Annotated in this window: 13 protein-coding genes; 4 read left to right on the top strand and 9 right to left on the bottom strand. The window is 70.7% G+C overall.

The window, feature by feature from the left end; translation table 11 throughout:
• Positions 1-101: 101 nt before the first annotated feature.
• From ACFU5F_RS10145 to ACFU5F_RS10130, 4 genes are all read right to left on the bottom strand, one after another.
• Positions 102-2,228: a 3-hydroxyacyl-CoA dehydrogenase NAD-binding domain-containing protein gene (locus ACFU5F_RS10145; protein ID WP_383884636.1), complete on the bottom strand. Its 2,127-nt coding sequence runs from the start codon at positions 2,226-2,228 to the stop codon at positions 102-104.
• Positions 2,225-3,451, bottom strand: coding sequence for a thiolase family protein (locus tag ACFU5F_RS10140; protein ID WP_383884633.1), 1,227 nt, complete (start codon positions 3,449-3,451; stop codon positions 2,225-2,227). Before ACFU5F_RS10140 ends, ACFU5F_RS10145 begins: the two co-directional genes overlap by 4 nt.
• Before the next feature lie 225 nt (positions 3,452-3,676).
• Positions 3,677-4,699 carry a LacI family DNA-binding transcriptional regulator gene (locus tag ACFU5F_RS10135; RefSeq protein WP_383884630.1) on the bottom strand — a complete coding sequence of 341 codons (1,023 nt, stop codon included), beginning with the start codon at positions 4,697-4,699 and terminating at the stop codon, positions 3,677-3,679.
• The gene (locus ACFU5F_RS10130) at positions 4,696-7,062 is read right to left on the bottom strand and encodes a glycoside hydrolase family 2 protein (RefSeq protein ID WP_383884627.1); all 2,367 of its coding nucleotides are present in this window, start codon (positions 7,060-7,062) and stop codon (positions 4,696-4,698) included. Before ACFU5F_RS10130 ends, ACFU5F_RS10135 begins: the two co-directional genes overlap by 4 nt.
• Before the next feature lie 160 nt (positions 7,063-7,222).
• On the opposite strand from ACFU5F_RS10130, the gene ACFU5F_RS10125 reads away from it, so the two are divergent.
• From ACFU5F_RS10125 to ACFU5F_RS10115, 3 genes are read left to right on the top strand one after another with little or no spacing between them, the layout of a single operon-like run.
• The gene (locus ACFU5F_RS10125) at positions 7,223-8,539 is read left to right on the top strand and encodes an ABC transporter substrate-binding protein (protein ID WP_383884624.1); all 1,317 of its coding nucleotides are present in this window, start codon (positions 7,223-7,225) and stop codon (positions 8,537-8,539) included.
• Positions 8,539-9,510 (top strand): carbohydrate ABC transporter permease, encoded by a 972-nt coding sequence (locus tag ACFU5F_RS10120; RefSeq protein ID WP_383884621.1) that lies wholly within the window; start codon positions 8,539-8,541, stop codon positions 9,508-9,510. The genes ACFU5F_RS10125 and ACFU5F_RS10120 overlap by 1 nt, the downstream gene beginning before the upstream one ends.
• The gene (locus ACFU5F_RS10115; RefSeq protein ID WP_383884618.1) at positions 9,507-10,364 is read left to right on the top strand and encodes a carbohydrate ABC transporter permease; all 858 of its coding nucleotides are present in this window, start codon (positions 9,507-9,509) and stop codon (positions 10,362-10,364) included. The genes ACFU5F_RS10120 and ACFU5F_RS10115 overlap by 4 nt, the downstream gene beginning before the upstream one ends.
• Positions 10,365-10,420: 56 nt before the next feature.
• On the opposite strand, the gene ACFU5F_RS10110 is transcribed toward ACFU5F_RS10115, so the two are convergent.
• The 3 genes from ACFU5F_RS10110 to ACFU5F_RS10100 form a co-directional block, all read right to left on the bottom strand.
• On the bottom strand, positions 10,421-11,722 hold the full coding sequence (locus ACFU5F_RS10110) for an HRDC domain-containing protein (RefSeq protein WP_383884616.1): 1,302 nt from the start codon (positions 11,720-11,722) through the stop codon (positions 10,421-10,423).
• 198 nt (positions 11,723-11,920) lie between these two features.
• A complete protein-coding gene (locus ACFU5F_RS10105; RefSeq protein WP_383884614.1) occupies positions 11,921-12,580 on the bottom strand; it encodes a LuxR C-terminal-related transcriptional regulator in 660 nt (219 codons plus the stop codon).
• Positions 12,581-12,922: 342 nt separating this feature from the next.
• On the bottom strand, positions 12,923-13,552 hold the full coding sequence (locus ACFU5F_RS10100) for a DUF3000 domain-containing protein (protein WP_383884612.1): 630 nt from the start codon (positions 13,550-13,552) through the stop codon (positions 12,923-12,925).
• A 228-nt stretch (positions 13,553-13,780) separates the two neighbouring features.
• Between ACFU5F_RS10100 and hemE the strand changes: the two genes are divergently transcribed.
• Positions 13,781-14,860 carry a uroporphyrinogen decarboxylase gene (hemE, locus tag ACFU5F_RS10095; protein ID WP_383884610.1) on the top strand — a complete coding sequence of 360 codons (1,080 nt, stop codon included), beginning with the start codon at positions 13,781-13,783 and terminating at the stop codon, positions 14,858-14,860.
• Between the two features lie 72 nt (positions 14,861-14,932).
• Here the strand turns inward: hemE and ACFU5F_RS10090 are convergent, their stop codons facing one another.
• Positions 14,933-15,424: an RICIN domain-containing protein gene (locus ACFU5F_RS10090; protein WP_383884607.1), complete on the bottom strand. Its 492-nt coding sequence runs from the start codon at positions 15,422-15,424 to the stop codon at positions 14,933-14,935.
• Positions 15,425-15,467: 43 nt separating this feature from the next.
• Positions 15,468-16,277, bottom strand: a complete 810-nt coding sequence (locus ACFU5F_RS10085; protein ID WP_383884605.1) for a rhomboid family intramembrane serine protease — start codon at positions 16,275-16,277, stop codon at positions 15,468-15,470.
• Positions 16,278-16,415: the final 138 nt, after the last annotated feature.

Raw genomic sequence — 16,415 nt, 5'->3', positions numbered from 1 at the left:
GGAAGCGGAGACCCTCCTCACCTGTGCGCGAGCGTCACACCCGTAGGACCGTCATGTCCGTACGACGGTCATGTCCGTACGGCCGTCACGCGGGCACGCCGTCACGCGGGGACCGAGGCCACCCCGGTCTCCAGGAACTTCTTGCCGTTGACCCGCTCGCTGACGCCCTCGCGGTCCAGGTACGGCGTGATGCCGCCCAGGTGGAAGGGCCAGCCGGCGCCGGTGATCAGGCAGAGGTCGATGTCCTGCGCCTCGGCGACGACACCCTCGTCGAGCATGAGCCCGATCTCCTGGGCGACGGCGTCGAGGACGCGGGCCCGCACCTGCTCCTCGTCCAGGACGGAGTCGCCCTGCTTGAGGAGCGCGGCGACCTCGGGGTCCAGCTCCGGCTTGCCGGAGTCGTACACATAGAACCCGCGCTTGCCCGCCTTGACGACGGCCGCGAGGTTGGGGGAGACCGTGAAGCGGTCGGGGAAGGCCCGGTTGAGGGTCTCCGAGACGTGCAGGCCGATGGCCGGGCCGACCAGCTCCAGGAGCACCAGCGGCGACATCGGCAGACCCAGCGGCTCGACGGCCTTCTCGGCGACCTCGACCGGCGTGCCCTCGTCGATGACGTTCTGGATCTCGCCCATGAAGCGGGTCAGGATGCGGTTCACGACGAACGCCGGGGCGTCCTTCACCAGGACCGCGGTCTTCTTCAGCTTCTTGGCGACGGCGAACGCCGTGGCCAGGGAGGCGTCGTCGGTCTGCTCACCGCGGACGATCTCCAGGAGCGGGAGGATCGCGACCGGGTTGAAGAAGTGGAAGCCCACGACCCGCTCGGGGTTCCTCAGCTTCGACGCCATCTCCGACACCGACAGGGACGAGGTGTTGGTGGCGAGGATCGCGTGCGCCGGGGCGACCGCCTCGACCTCCGCGAACACCTGCTGCTTGACACCGATCTCCTCGAACACGGCCTCGATGATGAAGTCCGCGTCCGCGAAGCCCTCGGCCTTGTCCAGGACACCGGTGACCAGGGCCTTGAGACGGTTGGCCTTGTCCTGGTTGATCCGGCCCTTGAGCAGCAGCTTGTCGATCTCGGCGTGGACGTAGCCCACACCCTTGTCGACGCGCTCCTGGTCGATGTCGGTCAGCACGACCGGCACCTCCAGGCGGCGCAGGAACAGCAGCGCGAGCTGGGAGGCCATCAGACCGGCGCCGACGACACCGACCTTGGTGACCGGGCGGGCCAGGTTCTTGTCCGGGGCGCCGGCGGGGCGCTTGCCGCGCTTCTGCACCAGGTTGAAGGCGTAGATACCGGCACGCAGTTCGCCGCCCATGATCAGGTCGGCGAGGGCGACGTCCTCGGCGTCGAAGCCGGCCTGGAGGTCGCCGTCCTTGGCGGCGGCGATGATGTCCAGCGCGCGGTACGCGGCCGGGGCCGCCCCGTGCACCTTGGAGTCAGCGATGAAGCGGCCCTTGGCGACGGCCTGGTCCCAGCCCTCGCCGCGGTCGATCACGGGACGCTCGACCGTGACCTCGCCCTTGAGGACGTTCGCCGTCCAGATCAGCGACTGCTCCAGGAAGTCGGCGCCCTCGAAGATCGCGTCCGCGATGCCGAGGTCGAAGACCTGCTGACCCTTGAGCTGCTTGTTCTGGTTGAGGCTGTTCTCGATGATCACCGAGACGGCCTTGTCGGCGCCGATCAGGTTCGGCAGCAGCGCGCAGCCGCCCCAGCCCGGGACCAGCCCGAGGAAGACCTCGGGGAGGGAGAAGGCCGGGATCGCCTTCGAGACGGTCCGGTAGGCACAGTGCAGACCGACCTCGACGCCACCGCCCATCGCGGCGCCGTTGTAGTAGGCGAAGGTCGGCACGGCGAGCGCGGACAGGCGCTTGAAGACCTCGTGGCCGCCCTTGCCGATGGCGAGCGCGTCGTCGTGGTTCTTCAGCAGCTCGACGCCCTTGAGGTCGGCGCCCACAGCGAAGATGAAGGGCTTGCCGGTGACACCGGCACCGACGATCTCGCCGGCCGCGGCCTCCTTCTCGACCTGGTCGATGGCGGTGTTCAGGTTCGCCAGCGACGCGGGGCCGAAGGTGGTCGGCTTGGTGTGGTCGAACCCGTTGTCCAGCGTGATGAGCGCGAAGCGCCCGGCGCCGAACGGCAGGTCGAGGTGGCGTACGTGCGCGGACGTCACGACCTCGTCGGGGAACAGCTCGGCCGCGCCCTTGAGGAGTTCGGTGGTGCTCACTTGTCGCCTCCGGCGTCCTTGTGGTGCGGGTTCTCCCAGATGACCGTGGCGCCCATGCCGAAGCCGACGCACATGGTGGTGAGGCCGTAGCGGACCTCCGGCTGCTCCTCGAACTGGCGGGCGAGCTGCGTCATCAGACGCACACCCGAGGAGGCCAGCGGGTGACCGAAGGCGATGGCGCCGCCGTACTGGTTGACGCGGGCGTCGTCGTCGGCGATGCCGTAGTGCTCCAGGAAGGCGAGCACCTGCACGGCGAAGGCCTCGTTGATCTCGAACAGGCCGATGTCGTCGATGGACAGGCCCGCCTGGGCGAGTGCCTTCTCCGTCGCCGGGATCGGGCCGTAGCCCATGACCTCCGGCTCGACACCCGCGAAGGAGTACGAGACCAGACGCATCTTGACCGGGAGGTTGTTCTCGCGGGCGAAGTCCTCGGAAGCGATGAGGGAGGCGGTCGCGCCGTCGTTCAGACCGGCCGCGTTGCCGGCGGTGACCCGGCCGTGCACGCGGAACGGGGTCTTGAGGCCCGTCAGGTTCTCGAGGGTCGTGCCCGGACGCATCGGCTCGTCGGCGGTGACCAGGCCCCAGCCGGTCTCGCCGGCCTCGGCGTTGGTGCGGCGCACCGAGATCGGTACCAGGTCGGCCTGGATCTTGCCGTTGGCGTACGCCTTGGCGGCCTTCTCCTGCGAGCGCACGGCGTACTCGTCGGCGCGCTGCTTGGTGATCGTCGGGTACCGGTCGTGCAGGTTCTCGGCGGTCATGCCCATGAACAGGGCGGACTCGTCGACCAGCTTCTCGGAGACGAAGCGCGGGTTCGGGTCGACGCCCTCGCCCATCGGGTGGCGGCCCATGTGCTCGACACCGCCGGCGATGGCGACGTCGTACGCGCCGAAGGCGACGGAACCGGCGACCGAGGTGACGGCGGTCAGGGCGCCGGCGCACATGCGGTCGATGGAGTAACCGGGCACCGACTGCGGCAGACCGGCGAGGATGCCCGCCGTACGGCCGATGGTGAGGCCCTGGTCACCGATCTGCGTGGTCGCGGCGATGGCGACCTCGTCGATCTTCGCGGGCTCCAGACCGGGGTTGCGGCGCAGCAGCTCCCGGATCGCCTTCACGACGAGGTCGTCGGCGCGGGTCTCGTGGTAGATGCCCTTCGGGCCCGCCTTGCCGAACGGGGTGCGGACGCCGTCGACGAAGACGACTTCCTTGACGGTACGAGGCACGATGGCTTTCCTCCAGAGGTGCGGGACGGCACTGCTGCGACGCGCAACCGCTGAGCGCGCGCTCAGGCCCATGCTACTTGCGAGTAACAGTGCTGCCCACCCCTGGGCGAGGGAGCGGCGAAGGTCACATCGGGTTCAGATGTTACCGCCGGTTACCCGAAGTCGCCCCAAGGGCGCGACGAACTGTGCGACCAGCCGGAACGAACCCGCACTCCCGTACGGCCCTCAGGGGGCCGTCGCGGTGGACCCACGCGGTACCAGCACCGGCGTAGCCACCGGATGGGACTCCCCGCCCCCACCGATCACCTCGAACAACGTCCGCGCGACCTCCGCCCCGAACCCGTACACGTCATGACTCATCGCGGACAGCGTCGGCCGCGTCAGCCGGCACAACTGCGAGTCGTCCCAGGCCAGCAGCGACACCTCCTCCGGCACCCGCACCCCCATCTCGGCCGCCACCGACAGCCCGGCCACCGCCATGATGTCGTTGTCGTAGACGATCGCCGTGGGCCGGTCGTCCCCCGCCCCGGCCAGCAGCGACCGCGTCGCCCGCGCCCCCGCGTCGCCGGAGAAGTCGGTCGCCACCTGCCGCGCTCCGGCCAGCCGCAGCTCCCGCGCCACCTGATCGAACGCCGCCGTACGAATCGCCGTGTGCCCCAGCGCGGCAGCGCCCCCCACCCGCGCGATCCGCCGGTGCCCGAGCGCCGCCAGATACCGCACCGCCTCCGTCACGGCGGTCGCGTCGTCCGTCCACACGGAGGTCAGCCCGCCGGTCAGCGACGGATGCCCGACGGCCACCACCGGCATCCCCAGCCGCCCCGCCGCGGCCACTCTCGGATCGTCCGCCCGGAAGTCCACGAGGATCGACCCGCTGACCTGCCGCCCCCGCCACCACGCGTCCTGGACCCCCACCTCCTCGTCCAGGTTCCGCACCAGCCGCAGCAGCAGCGAGCAGGACCGCTCGGTCAGCACGCTCTCCACCCCGGAGACGAACTCCATGTAGAACGGCTCCAGCCCGAGCAGCCTCGCGGGCCGGCAGACGGCGAGCCCCACCACGTCGACCCGTCGGCTCGACAGCGACCGTGCCGCCAGGTTCGGCGCCCACCCCAGCTCCCGGGCCGCCGCGAAGATCCGGTCCCGGGTGGCGTCGGCCAGCCCCGGCTTCCGGTTGAACGCCAGCGACACCGCCCCCTTGGACACCCCGGCGCGGGCGGCGACGTCCTTGATGGTCACGCGGGGGGTCGTCATCGGTGGGGCTCCAGGCAGTACAGGGCCGATCGGGCGGCGTCCGGATCGGGAGTCTCCCAGCCGCCGACCCCGATGGTCACCCGCTCCCCGGGAAGCAGGGTGACGAGCCCCCGGTCCGCCCGCGCCCGCGGATCCAGCCGGTCGGCCTGCAGCAACAGGTCCCGTACGAGGGTACGGGCCGTCACCGTGACCGAGCCCGGCGCGGCGGTCACCTCGAACTCCGGCCGGGGATAGGGGATGTCGCGGTCGGGGCAGGGGAAGCGCAGGGCCCGCAGCCCGTCCGCGTCCGCGACGAGGAACTCCTTCGGCCCGGCGGGCTCCAGCTCCTGGGGGACGTCGACCCGGGTCACCGTCCGTCCGGCGGCGGCGAACGCGGCGTACGCCTCGCCGAGCACCGCCCCGTCGACCGACATCCGCCGCAGCCGCGCGGAGCCCGTCCACTCCCCGGCCGCCTGGTTGACCACGGCCAGCGCCCCGGCCGAGAGCGTCAGCAGCCGGTCCGCGTACAGCCGTCGCAGCTCGTGGTAGAGCGGCTTCTCCCGGCCGTCCCCGTCGATCGCCGCCCAGGAGGTCACCGGCCAGCAGTCGTTGAGCTGCCACACGATCGTGCCCGCGCACACCGGCCAGTGCGACCGCCAGTGCTCGATCCCGGCGGCGACCGCCCGCGCCTGGTTGACCTGCGTCAGATAGTGCCAGCGGTCGAAGTCCCCCTCGGGCAGGGCGAAATGACGCGCGAGGCCCCGCTCCAGCTTGCCGTTCCCGTCCTCGGCCTTCTGGTGGTGCAGCATGCCGGGGGAGTCCGGCGCCGGCTCCTCACCCGGCAGCGCCCGCCGCAGCGTCGCGTACGCGGGAGGCGCCTGCCAGCCGAACTCGGCCACGAAACGCGGCACGTTCGCCCGGTACTCCGCGTAGTCCTCCCGGTTCCACACCTCCCAGGAGTGGTGCGTGCCGTGCGCGGGGTCGTTCGGATGCCGTTCCCAGGACCCGGACCACGGAGAGCCCGCCGCGTACGGCCGTGTCGGGTCCAACTCGGCCACCACCCGCGGCAGTACGCCCAGGTAGTACCCCTCGCCCCACGACTCCCCGGCGAGCCGCTCCTCCCAGCCCCAGTCCCGGAAACCCCACAGGTTCTCGTTGTTGCCGTTCCACAGCACCAGCGACGGATGCGGCATCAGCCGGACGACGTTCTCCCGCGCCTCGGCCTCCACCTCGCCCCGCAGCGGCTGCTCCTCCGGGTAGGCCGCGCACGCGAACGGGAAGTCCTGCCAGACCAGCAGGCCCAGCGCGTCGCAGACGTCGTAGAAGTCCTCGCTCTCGTAGATCCCGCCGCCCCAGATCCGTACGAGGTCGACCCCGGCCTCGGCCGCCCGAGTGAGCCGCGCGCGGTACCGCTCGGGCGTGATCCGGGACGGGAACACGTCGTCCGGGATCCAGTTGACCCCGCGCGCGAACAGCCGATCACCGTTGACGACGAGGGTGAACCCCGTGCCGTGCTCGTCGGCGCTCCGGTCCAGCTCCACGCTCCGGAACCCGACCCGCCGACGCCACAGGTCGAGTGCGCCGCCGTCGCTGAGCAGCGTCAACTCGACGTCGTACAGAGGCTGTTCGCCGTACCCGCGGGGCCACCACCGCTGCACGCCCGGGACCTCCAGCCGTACGGTCCCGCTCGTCCCCTCGACCTCCGCGTCCGCGGTGACGCCCCCCACCCGCGCCCGCAGCCGCAGCCCCGCCTCCACGGCCGCCCGCTCCACGTCGACGAGCAGTTCCACCCGCCCGGTGGTGCCGTCGACGGTCACCAGCGGCCGTACCCGCGCGATCCGTGCCGTCGACCATCTCTCCAGCCGGACGGGCCGCCAGATCCCGGCCGTCACCAGCGTCGGCCCCCAGTCCCAGCCGAAGGAGCAGGCCATCTTCCTGATGTACTGGAAGGGTTCGGGATAGGCGTTGGGCCGGTCGCCGAGCCGCTCGCGCACCGCCTCCGCCTCGGTGTACGCGGAGGCGAAGCGTACGGAGAGCCGGCCGCTCAGTCCGGTGATGTCGAAGCGGTACGAGCGGTGCATGTTCCGCACGGACCCGAGGACCCGGCCGTCGAGCCGGATCTCGGCGGCGGTGTCGAGCCCGTCGAAGACCAGGTCGGTCTGGTCGTGCCCGCCGGCCGCGCCGACGCCGGGCAGCTCGACCTCGTACGTCCACTCCCGGCGGCCCACCCAGGCCACCTCGGTCTCGTTCCGCCCGAGAAAGGGGTCCGGGATCAGCCCCGCCGCCAGCAGGTCGGTGTGCACGCACCCGGGCACCTCGGCCGGAAGGGACTTCCCCTCGTGGCGCAGGATCCAGCCCTCGGTGAGCGGTGTGGCGTCCAGCATGCGCACTCCTAAACCGGTCCAGTCGGCTGCCCGGTCCCGTCACGAAAATATTTCGACAGCCTTGGCGGAATAGGGACTTTACCGGTTCAGTGACGGCCTGCCAGAGTGCCGAACCAGCCAACCCACCCGTGCTCGTCCGTCCCGAACGGAGCTGGTGCACATGAACCACCGAAGGACACTCACCGGAACGCTGGTCGCAGCCGCCCTCCTGGCCTCGGGCTGCACCGGCGGCGGGGGCAGTTCGAAGGGCGCCGACGCCGAGGCCGCCGAGGACCCGGCACAGGTCTCCGGAACCATCACGGTTCTCACCCACCGGACCGACATCGTGCAGGACGGCACGATGCAGAAGTACGCCGACGCCTTCAGCAAGACCTATCCCAAGGTGAAGGTGAAGTTCGACGCGATCACCGACTACGAGTCCGAAGTCAAGATCCGGATGAACACGGAGAACTACGGCGACGTCCTCATGATCCCGGCCGTCGTCAAGAAGAACGACTACCCCAAGTTCTTCGCCTCGCTCGGCACCCGGGACGAGCTCGCCGAGAAGTACCGCTTCACCGGCTTCACCACCGTCGACGGCAAGGTCTACGGCCAGAGCCCGATGGGCGCGGCACCCGGATTCCTCTACAACAAGCGGATCTGGGCCGAGGCCGGCGTCACCGACTGGCCCACCACCCCCGCGGAGTTCCTCACCGCGCTCAAGGCCATCAAGTCCAGGACCGACGCCATCCCCTACTACACCAACTTCGCCGCCCAGTGGCCGCTGAGCCAGTGGACCGGCGTGAACGGCTCGGTCAGCTGCGACACCGGCGCCACCACCCGGCTGGCCGAGGGCGACCCCTGGGGCGAGAAGGGTGAACTGCGCGTCGCCGACCGGCTGTTGTACGACATCGTGCACCAGGGCCTGATCGAGAAGGACCCGACCACCACCAACTGGGAGAACTCCAAGCCCCGGCTGGCCAAGGGCGAGATCGCCACGGCCTGGCTCGGCAGCTGGGCGATCAGCCAGTTCCAGCAGGCCGCCGAGAAGGCCGGGGCCGATCCCGACGACATCGGGTTCATGCCGTTCCCCTACCGCGTCGACGGCAAGGCCTGCGCGACCGTGAACCCCGACTACAACCAGGCCGTCAACATCCACTCCGACCACAAGGAGGCGGCCCGCGCCTGGATCGACTGGTTCACCGACAAGTCGGGCTACGCGGACGACAACCTCTCCATCTCCACGCTCAAGAAGGCCCCGCTTCCCGAGGTCCTGAAGCCCTACGAGGAGCAGGGCGTCGAACTCATCGAACTCGACGACGCCGACGGCGGAAAGGTCAAGGAGATCGACAGCGCCTCGGAGGTCGGCATCAACGCGCCCGCCTACCGCCAGGACCTGGTCGACCTCGCCCGCGGCGCCAAGAAGGGCAGCCTGGACGACTTCCTCGCCGACCTCAGTGAACGCTGGACCGAGGCCCAGAAGACCGTGGGGTCCTGATGCCCCCCGCGCGGACGACGGACCCCTCACGCGCGGTGCGGAAGGTGGCGCGGCCCTCCACGGCCCCGCCCCGGCCCCCCACGCCCAGGCGCGCCCCTCGCGGGGTGCGCCTGGGGCGCGGGCTCACTCCCTGGCTCTTCCTGGCCGCCCCGCTGGTCCTGCTGATCACCTTCACCTACGCGCCCGTCGCCAACATGCTGGCGTACAGCTTCACCGACTGGGACGGCGTCAGCCCCGAACTGAACTACACCGGCGCCGAGAACTACGTCGAGATCTTCACCCGCCCCGAGTTGTTCCAGGTCTTCTTCGTCAGCGGCTACTACCTCGCGGCGTCGGCCGTGCAGATCGTGCTCGCCCTCTACTTCGCCACGGTCCTCAGCTTCAACCTCCGCTTCCGCAACCTCTTCAAAGGCGTCCTCTTCTTCCCGTACCTGATCAACGGGGTCGCGATCGGGTTCGTCTTCCTCTACTTCTTCCAGGACGGCGGCACCCTCGACTCGGTCCTCGCGCTCCTCGGCCACACGTCCGACCGCGCCTGGCTCGGCACGGAGACGTCCGCGAACGTGTCCCTGGCGAGTGTTTCCGTCTGGCGCTACATGGGCCTGAACTTCGTGCTCTTCCTCGGCGCGATCCAGTCGATCCCGGGGGAGCTGTACGAGGCCGCCGAGCTCGACGGCGCGAACCGCTGGCACCAGTTCCGGTACATCATCGCGCCCGGCATCCGCCCGGTGCTGAGCCTGAGCGTGATCCTCTCGGTCTCCGGCTCCCTGTCGGTCTTCGAGATCCCGTACATCATGACCGGCGGTGCCACCGGCACCGAGACCTTCGTGATCCAGACGGTGAAGCTGGCGTTCCAGTTCAACCGGACGGGCCTCGCGTCCGCCGCCGCGGTGGTCCTGCTGCTGATCATCCTGGCGGTGACGTGGCTGCAACGCCGGCTGGTCCCCGACGACAGGGTGGACCTCGTATGACGGCTCTGACGACACCGGCCCCGGTGCGCCGCGGGCGCGTGGCCCGCACCCTCACCTATCTGTCCCTGGCCGGAGCGTCGGTCGTGGTCCTGCTGCCGCTCGTGGCGGTCCTGTTGACCTCGCTCAAGACCGAGCGCCAGATGGCCGAGGACAGCGGCGCGCTCACGCTGCCCGACAACTTCCTGAACCTCGACAACTACGCGACGGCCTTCCGCGACGGCGAGATGCTCACCGCCTTCGGCAACACCGCCCTCATCCTTCTCGTCGCCGTCACCGGTACGGTCGTCATCGGCTCGATGGCGGCCTACGCGATCGACCGCTTCACCTTCCGTTTCCGCAAGCTGGTCGTCGCCCTGTTCCTGGTCGCCACCCTGGTCCCCGGGGTCACCACCCAGGTCGCGACCTTCCAGATCGTCGACAGCTTCGGCATGTTCGACACCCTCTGGGCCCCGATCGCCCTCTACATGGGCACCGACATCGTCTCGATCTACATCTTCCTGCAGTTCGTGCGGTCGATCCCGGTCTCCCTGGACGAGGCCGCCCGCCTGGACGGCGCCAACCACTTCACGATCTACCGGAAGATCATCTTCCCGCTCCTGAAACCCGCGATCGCCACGGTCGTCATCGTCAAGGGGATCACCGTCTACAACGACTTCTACATCCCCTTCCTCTACATGCCCTCCGACGACCTGGGGGTGATCTCCACGTCCCTCTTCCGCTTCAAGGGCCCCTTCGGCGCCCACTGGGAGACGATCTCGGCGGGGGCGGTCCTGGTGATCCTGCCGACCCTGCTCGCCTTCCTGCTGCTGCAGAGGTTCATCTACAACGGCTTCATGAGGGGTGCGACGAAGTAGGACCATGGCGGGGGAGCGACGGCTCCCCCGCCGTGACGGCACGGGCCCGGGACGGCCTAGGACTCCTTCGCCTTCGCCACCGCGGACATCGCCCCGACCAGCACCGGCGTCACCAGCTCCACCTGCCAGGCCCGCGCCCCGTACCCCGTGAGCACCGCGCTCACCGCCTCCGCGTCGAACGTTCTCGGCGGCTCCCAGCACAGCCGGCGGACCGTGTCCGGGGTGATCAGGTTCTCCTGCGGCATGTTGAGTTGCTCGGCCAGCGCGGACACCCCGGCCCGCGCGGCGGACAGCCGGGCCGCCGCCGCGGGATCCTTGTCGGCCCAGGCCTTCGGCGGGGGCGGCCCGGTCACGGGCTGCCCGTGCGCCGGCAACGCGGAGTCCGGCAGTGCCCTGGCCCGGTCGACCGCCGCCTGCCACTGCTCCAGCTGGCGCCGGCCCATCCGGTGCCCGAAGCCGTTCAGCGCGGCCAGCGCAGCTGCGTTCACCGGCAGGGCCAGGGACGCCTCGACGATCGCCGCGTCGCTCAGCACCTTGCCCGGGGAGACGTCCCGCCGCTGGGCGATCCGGTCCCGCGCCTCCCACATCTCCCGCACGACCGCCATCTGCCGCCGCCGGCGCACCTTGTGCATCCCGGACGTACGCCGCCACGGGTCCTTGCGGGGCTCCGCGGGCGGCGCGGAGGCGATCGCGTCGAACTCCTGGCGGGCCCACTCCAGCTTCCCCTGCCGGTCCAGCTCCTTCTCCAGGGCGTCCCGCAGGTCCACGAGGAGTTCCACGTCGAGCGCGGCGTACCGCAGCCACGGCTCGGGCAGCGGGCGGGTCGACCAGTCGACCGCGGAGTGGCCCTTCTCCAGGACGTAGCCGAGCACGCCCTCGACCATCGCGCCGAGGCCGACCCGGGGGAACCCGGCGAGCCGCCCGGCCAGCTCGGTGTCGAAGATCCGCGTCGGGACCATGTCTATCTCGCGCAGACACGGCAGGTCCTGGGTGGCGGCGTGGAGCACCCACTCCACGCCGGAGAGCGCCTCGCCGAGGCCGGAGAGGTCGGGGCAGGCGACGGGATCGATGAGCGCGGTGCCCGCGCCCTCGCGGCGCAGCTGCACCAGATAGGCGCGCTGGCCATAGCGATAACCGGACGCGCGTTCGGCGTCCACGGCGACGGGGCCGGAGCCGGCGGCGAAGGCGGCGATCACCGCGGCGAGCGAGGACTCGTCGGCGATGACGGCCGGAATGCCCTCCCGGGGCTCCAGCAAAGGGATCGGCGCCCCCGCTTCAGAAGATCCGCCGTCGTCCGGAGGGGCGCCTCCGGTGGTTCGCAGGGTCCTGTCTGCTGCGGTCTCTTGGGCGTCGGTCACCTGTCAAGGGTATCCGTGTATGGACATGGCCCGCCGACGGAACGTTCCGCCGACGGGCCATCCAGGGGCGTAAACCAGTCACGTATCACACGTGTCAGTGAATGTTTCCGGCGAACCGGGAGAAGCTGGGCATCGATGGTTGTTTTCGGCCCTTTCCTGGCGCCGTGTCCGCGGTGTCCTGCCGCCGTGCACCCGGTGTCAGTGGATGATCCCGGTGCGCAGGGCCACCGCCACCATTCCGGCGCGGTCGCCGGTGCCGAGCTTGCGCGCGATTCGGGCCAAGTGGCTCTTGACCGTGAGCGCGGACAGGCCCATGGAGACGCCGATCGCCTTGTTGGACTGCCCCTCGGCGACCAGGCGCAGCACCTCGACCTCGCGGCCCGACAGCTCCCGGTAGCCGCCCGGGTGGCTCGGGGCTCCCGGGGGGCGGCGGTGCATTCGGGCGGCGGAGCCGATGGGAGCGGCACCTGGGCGGGTGGGCAGTCCGATGTTGGTACGGGTGCCGGTGACGACGTATCCCTTCACACCGCCCGCGAGGGCGTTGCGTACGGCGCCGATGTCGTCGGCCGCGGAGAGGGCGAGGCCGTTGGGCCACCCCGCCGCGCGGGTCTCGGAGAGGAGGGTCAGGCCGGAACCGTCCGGCAGGTGAACGTCCGCGATGCAGATGTCGCGGGGGTTGCCGACGCGGGGACGGGCCTCGGCGATGGACGAGGCCTCGATGACATCGCGGACCCCGAGGGCCCACAGGTGCCGGGTGACGGTGGACCGGACCCGTGGGTCGGCCACCACCACCATCGCGGTCGGCTTGTTCGGACGGTAGGCGACCAGGCTTGCGGGCTGCTCGAGGAGAACGGACACCAGGCCTCCTGGGTGCGGGACGGGGGGCTGATTCGCCGGGCTCGTGGGGTCGAAGCCGGGACGAACCGTGCTTTCAAGGTCACAGAGGTCTTCGGCACCAAACCTCTGCTCCTTTAGAGAATGATCACGATTTAGTGAGTAACAATCCGTGCAATTCGGACACGTCTTCGATCATTCGAAGACCGAACGGTGTCGCTTCACGTCGATACGAGGCCGAAAGTGGCCGTATCGACAAAGTGACGGGGGCGGCCGGTGTGATGGTCGGTGCGGTTGCTCGCACGCAGAAAAGGACCGTGCTCCGTGGAGCACGGTCCTGGGGGTCGAGCGGCAGGCGGGGAGGGGTCAGCGGGTCTGCGGCCCGCGTCGCTGCGGCAGCGTCACCACCGCCGCGTCCCCGGGGTCCACCGCCGGAGGGAGCCCCGCGATCTGGCCGAGCAGATCGCACCACGAGGCGAGATGCGCGGCGGTGTCGGGAACGCCGCCCAGCACCTCGCGCGGGGTCCACGAGGCCCGGATCTCGATCTGCGAGGCGGCCGGCCGCGTCGCCAGCCCGCCGAAGTAGTGCGAACTCGCGCGCGTCACCGTCCCGCTCGGCTCCCCGTACGACAGGCCCCGGGCCTGCAGTGCCCCGGTCAGCCACGACCAGCAGACCTCCGGCAGCAGGGGATCCGCCGCCATCTCGGGCTCCAGCTCCGCCCGGACCAACGTCACCAGCCGGAAGGTGCCCTGCCAGGCCTCGTGCCCGGCCGGGTCGTGCAGCAGCACCAGACGGCCGTCGGCCAGGTCCTCGTCGCCCTCGACGACCGCGGCCTCCAGGGCGTACGCGTACGGGGCGAGCCGCTGCGGCGGTTTGGTCGACTCGATCTCGATCTCCGGCCGCAGCCGTGTGGCCCGCAGCGCTTCGACGGCGGAGCGGAACGGAGCCGGTGCCGTCCTGCCCGCATCGCGCTCCCCCTCCTTCGCGTCGTCCATCCCGCCAGCGTCGTCCGACAGTCGTCCCTGAGCCGCAGCCATGCCGGAACAGTAAGGGGAACCGGGCCTCGGCGCAGGGCAAGACACCCGTGCGCTGGGTCACTGTCGCATCGCGCTCAGCGAACGGAGGCCGCCCCTGGGCCCGGGAACGGCGACCGGGGAGGAGCGCGTCCCGCTCGCCCACGGCCCCGGCCGCCGGCGCCGGACGGGCGTGGGAGACTTTGCCTCGTGAGTGCCAACGTCAGCCCCTCGGGCCACCAGCCGACCGCCACCCGCGCCGCCGTCGAGAACTCGGCCTTCCTGAAGGCGTGCAGGCGTGAGCCCGTGCCGCACACACCGGTGTGGTTCATGCGGCAGGCCGGGCGCTCGCTCCCCGAGTACCTGAAGGTGCGCGAGGGCATCGGAATGCTCGACTCGTGCATGCGGCCGGAGCTGGTCACCGAGATCACCCTCCAGCCGGTCCGCCGACACCACGTGGACGCGGCGATCTACTTCAGCGACATCGTCGTCCCCCTCAAGGCCATCGGGATCGACCTCGACATCAAGCCCGGCGTCGGCCCGGTCGTCGAGAAGCCGATCCGCAGCCGCGCCGACCTCGCCCAGCTCCGCGACCTGACCCCCGAGGACGTCTCCTACGTCACCGAGGCGATCAGGCTGCTCACCGCCGAGCTGGGGGAGACCCCCCTCATCGGCTTCGCCGGCGCCCCCTTCACCCTCGCCAGCTACCTCGTCGAGGGCGGCCCGTCCCGCACCTACGAGAACGCCAAGGCGATGATGTACGGCGACCCCGAGCTGTGGGCCGACCTGCTCGACCGCCTCGCCGAGATCACCTCCGCGTTCCTCCGGGTCCAGATCGAGGCGGGCGCCTCGGCCGTCCAGCTGTTCGACTCCTGGGCCGGTGCCCTCGCCCCGGCGGACTACCGCCGTTCGGTGCTCCCCGCCTCCGCGAAGGTCTTCGACGCCGTCGCCGGGTACGGCGTCCCGCGCATCCACTTCGGCGTCGGCACCGGTGAGCTGCTGGGCCTCATGGGCGAGGCCGGCGCGGACGTCGTCGGCGTCGACTGGCGCGTCCCGCTCGACGAGGCCGCCCGCCGCGTCGGCCCCGGCAAGGCGCTCCAGGGGAACCTGGACCCGACCGTCCTGTTCGCCGGCACGGAGGCCGTCGAGGCCAAGACCCGCGAGGTCCTCGACAGCGCCGCGGGCCTGGAGGGCCACGTCTTCAACCTCGGCCACGGCGTCATGCCCAGCACCGACCCGGACGCCCTGACCCGCCTGGTGGAGTACGTCCACACGCGCACGGCTCGCTAGGCGCTCGGCGCTGTCGCACTCCCGGCGAGGTGGATCCATCCCCGTCGGTGACGGGATGGATCCGTGCGCCCGTCACACGCCGACGAGCTGCCACTCCTGGCTGTGGCCGGCGGCGGACGGCCACTGGACGATCTTCGCGCCGTTGTCCACGGAGCTGCCGCGCACGCCCGCGCACAGACCGTTCCTGACGTCGACCAGGCGGTGGTGGCCGCTGGTGGACGCAGGGACGAGCTTCCACCACTGGTTGGCGGTGTCGGTGTCCGACCACTGGTCCAGAGCCGTGCCGGCGGTGGTGGAGCTTCCCGGGCTGTCCAGCACCTTGCCGCTGTTGACGTTGGACAGCCGGAACGATCCGTCGTAGTCGGGCAGCAGCGTCCGGGCGGCGGCCCCCGCGGTGAGCGTCACGACGCGGGCGTGGTTGCCGAGCGAGGACGCCTGCACGCTCGCCGTCGTGCTGACGGAGGAGATGCCGCGTCGGCGCACGAAGGTGATGTCCTGGTCGATGTCCGAGGTCAGCTCGACGGTGGCGGTACGGGCGCCGGTGTCCCAGGTCAGGGACCTCACGGTGACGCGGTTGCAAGGATTCCCGCTGAACTGCGAAGGCCCCTCACCAGCCCGGCCGAGCCCGCCTGCCGAACAGCAGGCCGCGCGGCTCGGGCGGGGGCGGGGTGCCGGGGCGCAGCGGCCAGGCGAGCAGCATGCCCGCCACGAAACCGACCAGATGGGCCGCGTACGCGACCGTGCCGACGTCGGAGACGCCCTCGCCGGACGAATTGAACGCCTGGAGCACGAACCAGAAGCCCAGCACCAGCCAGGCGGGCAGTCTCAGCGGCAGGAAGACCAGGAAGGGGACGAGAACCCAGACCCTGGCCTTCGGGTAGAGGACGAGATACGCGCCGAGGACACCGGCGATCGCCCCGGACGCGCCGATCAGCGGGTCGGTGGAGTCGGCGTTGACGAAGGCGTAGCCGTACGACGCCGCGTAGCCGCAGGCCACGTAGAACAGGGCGAACCGTACGCGGCCCAGCCGGTCCTCGATGGTGGTGCCGAAGATCAGCAGGAAGATCATGTTGCCCAGTAGGTGCAGCCAGCCCGCGTGCAGGAACAGCGCGGTCAGGACGGACAGCGCGGGCGACTTGTCGTAAGTCGGCGGACCCAGCGCGCAGCCGCCCGACGGGGCGAGTTCGCCGGTGGGGACCAGGTGCGGCAGCTGATGACGGATCAACTCCGCCGGTATTGCCGCGTACTGCTCCAGGAACGCCTGGGTGTGGCACAGCCGGGCCAGTTCGCCGTCGCCCGGGACGGAACCGGCCAGACCCGGCATGAAGACGAAGAAGAAGACGTTCGCGGCGATCAGCGCGTAGGTCACGTAGGGCGTGCGGCTCACGGGGTTCACGTCGTGCACGGGGATGACCACACCGGACTTGTGCCCGGGATGGGGGGCCGGAATCAGCCCGCCCGGCGGTGGCACGGGCCTCGGCTCCGGCCCTGGTGAACGTGCGGGGCGGGTGGTGCGTATGACTCCTCAACCGCGGATCTACGTGAGGAACAGGCG

This window comes from Streptomyces sp. NPDC057438, from assembly GCF_042802995.1.
Taxonomy (GTDB): Bacteria; Actinomycetota; Actinomycetes; order Streptomycetales; family Streptomycetaceae; genus Streptomyces.
The sequence above is the reverse complement of the archived record's forward strand: the minus strand, read 5'-3'. Positions and strand labels throughout refer to the sequence as shown.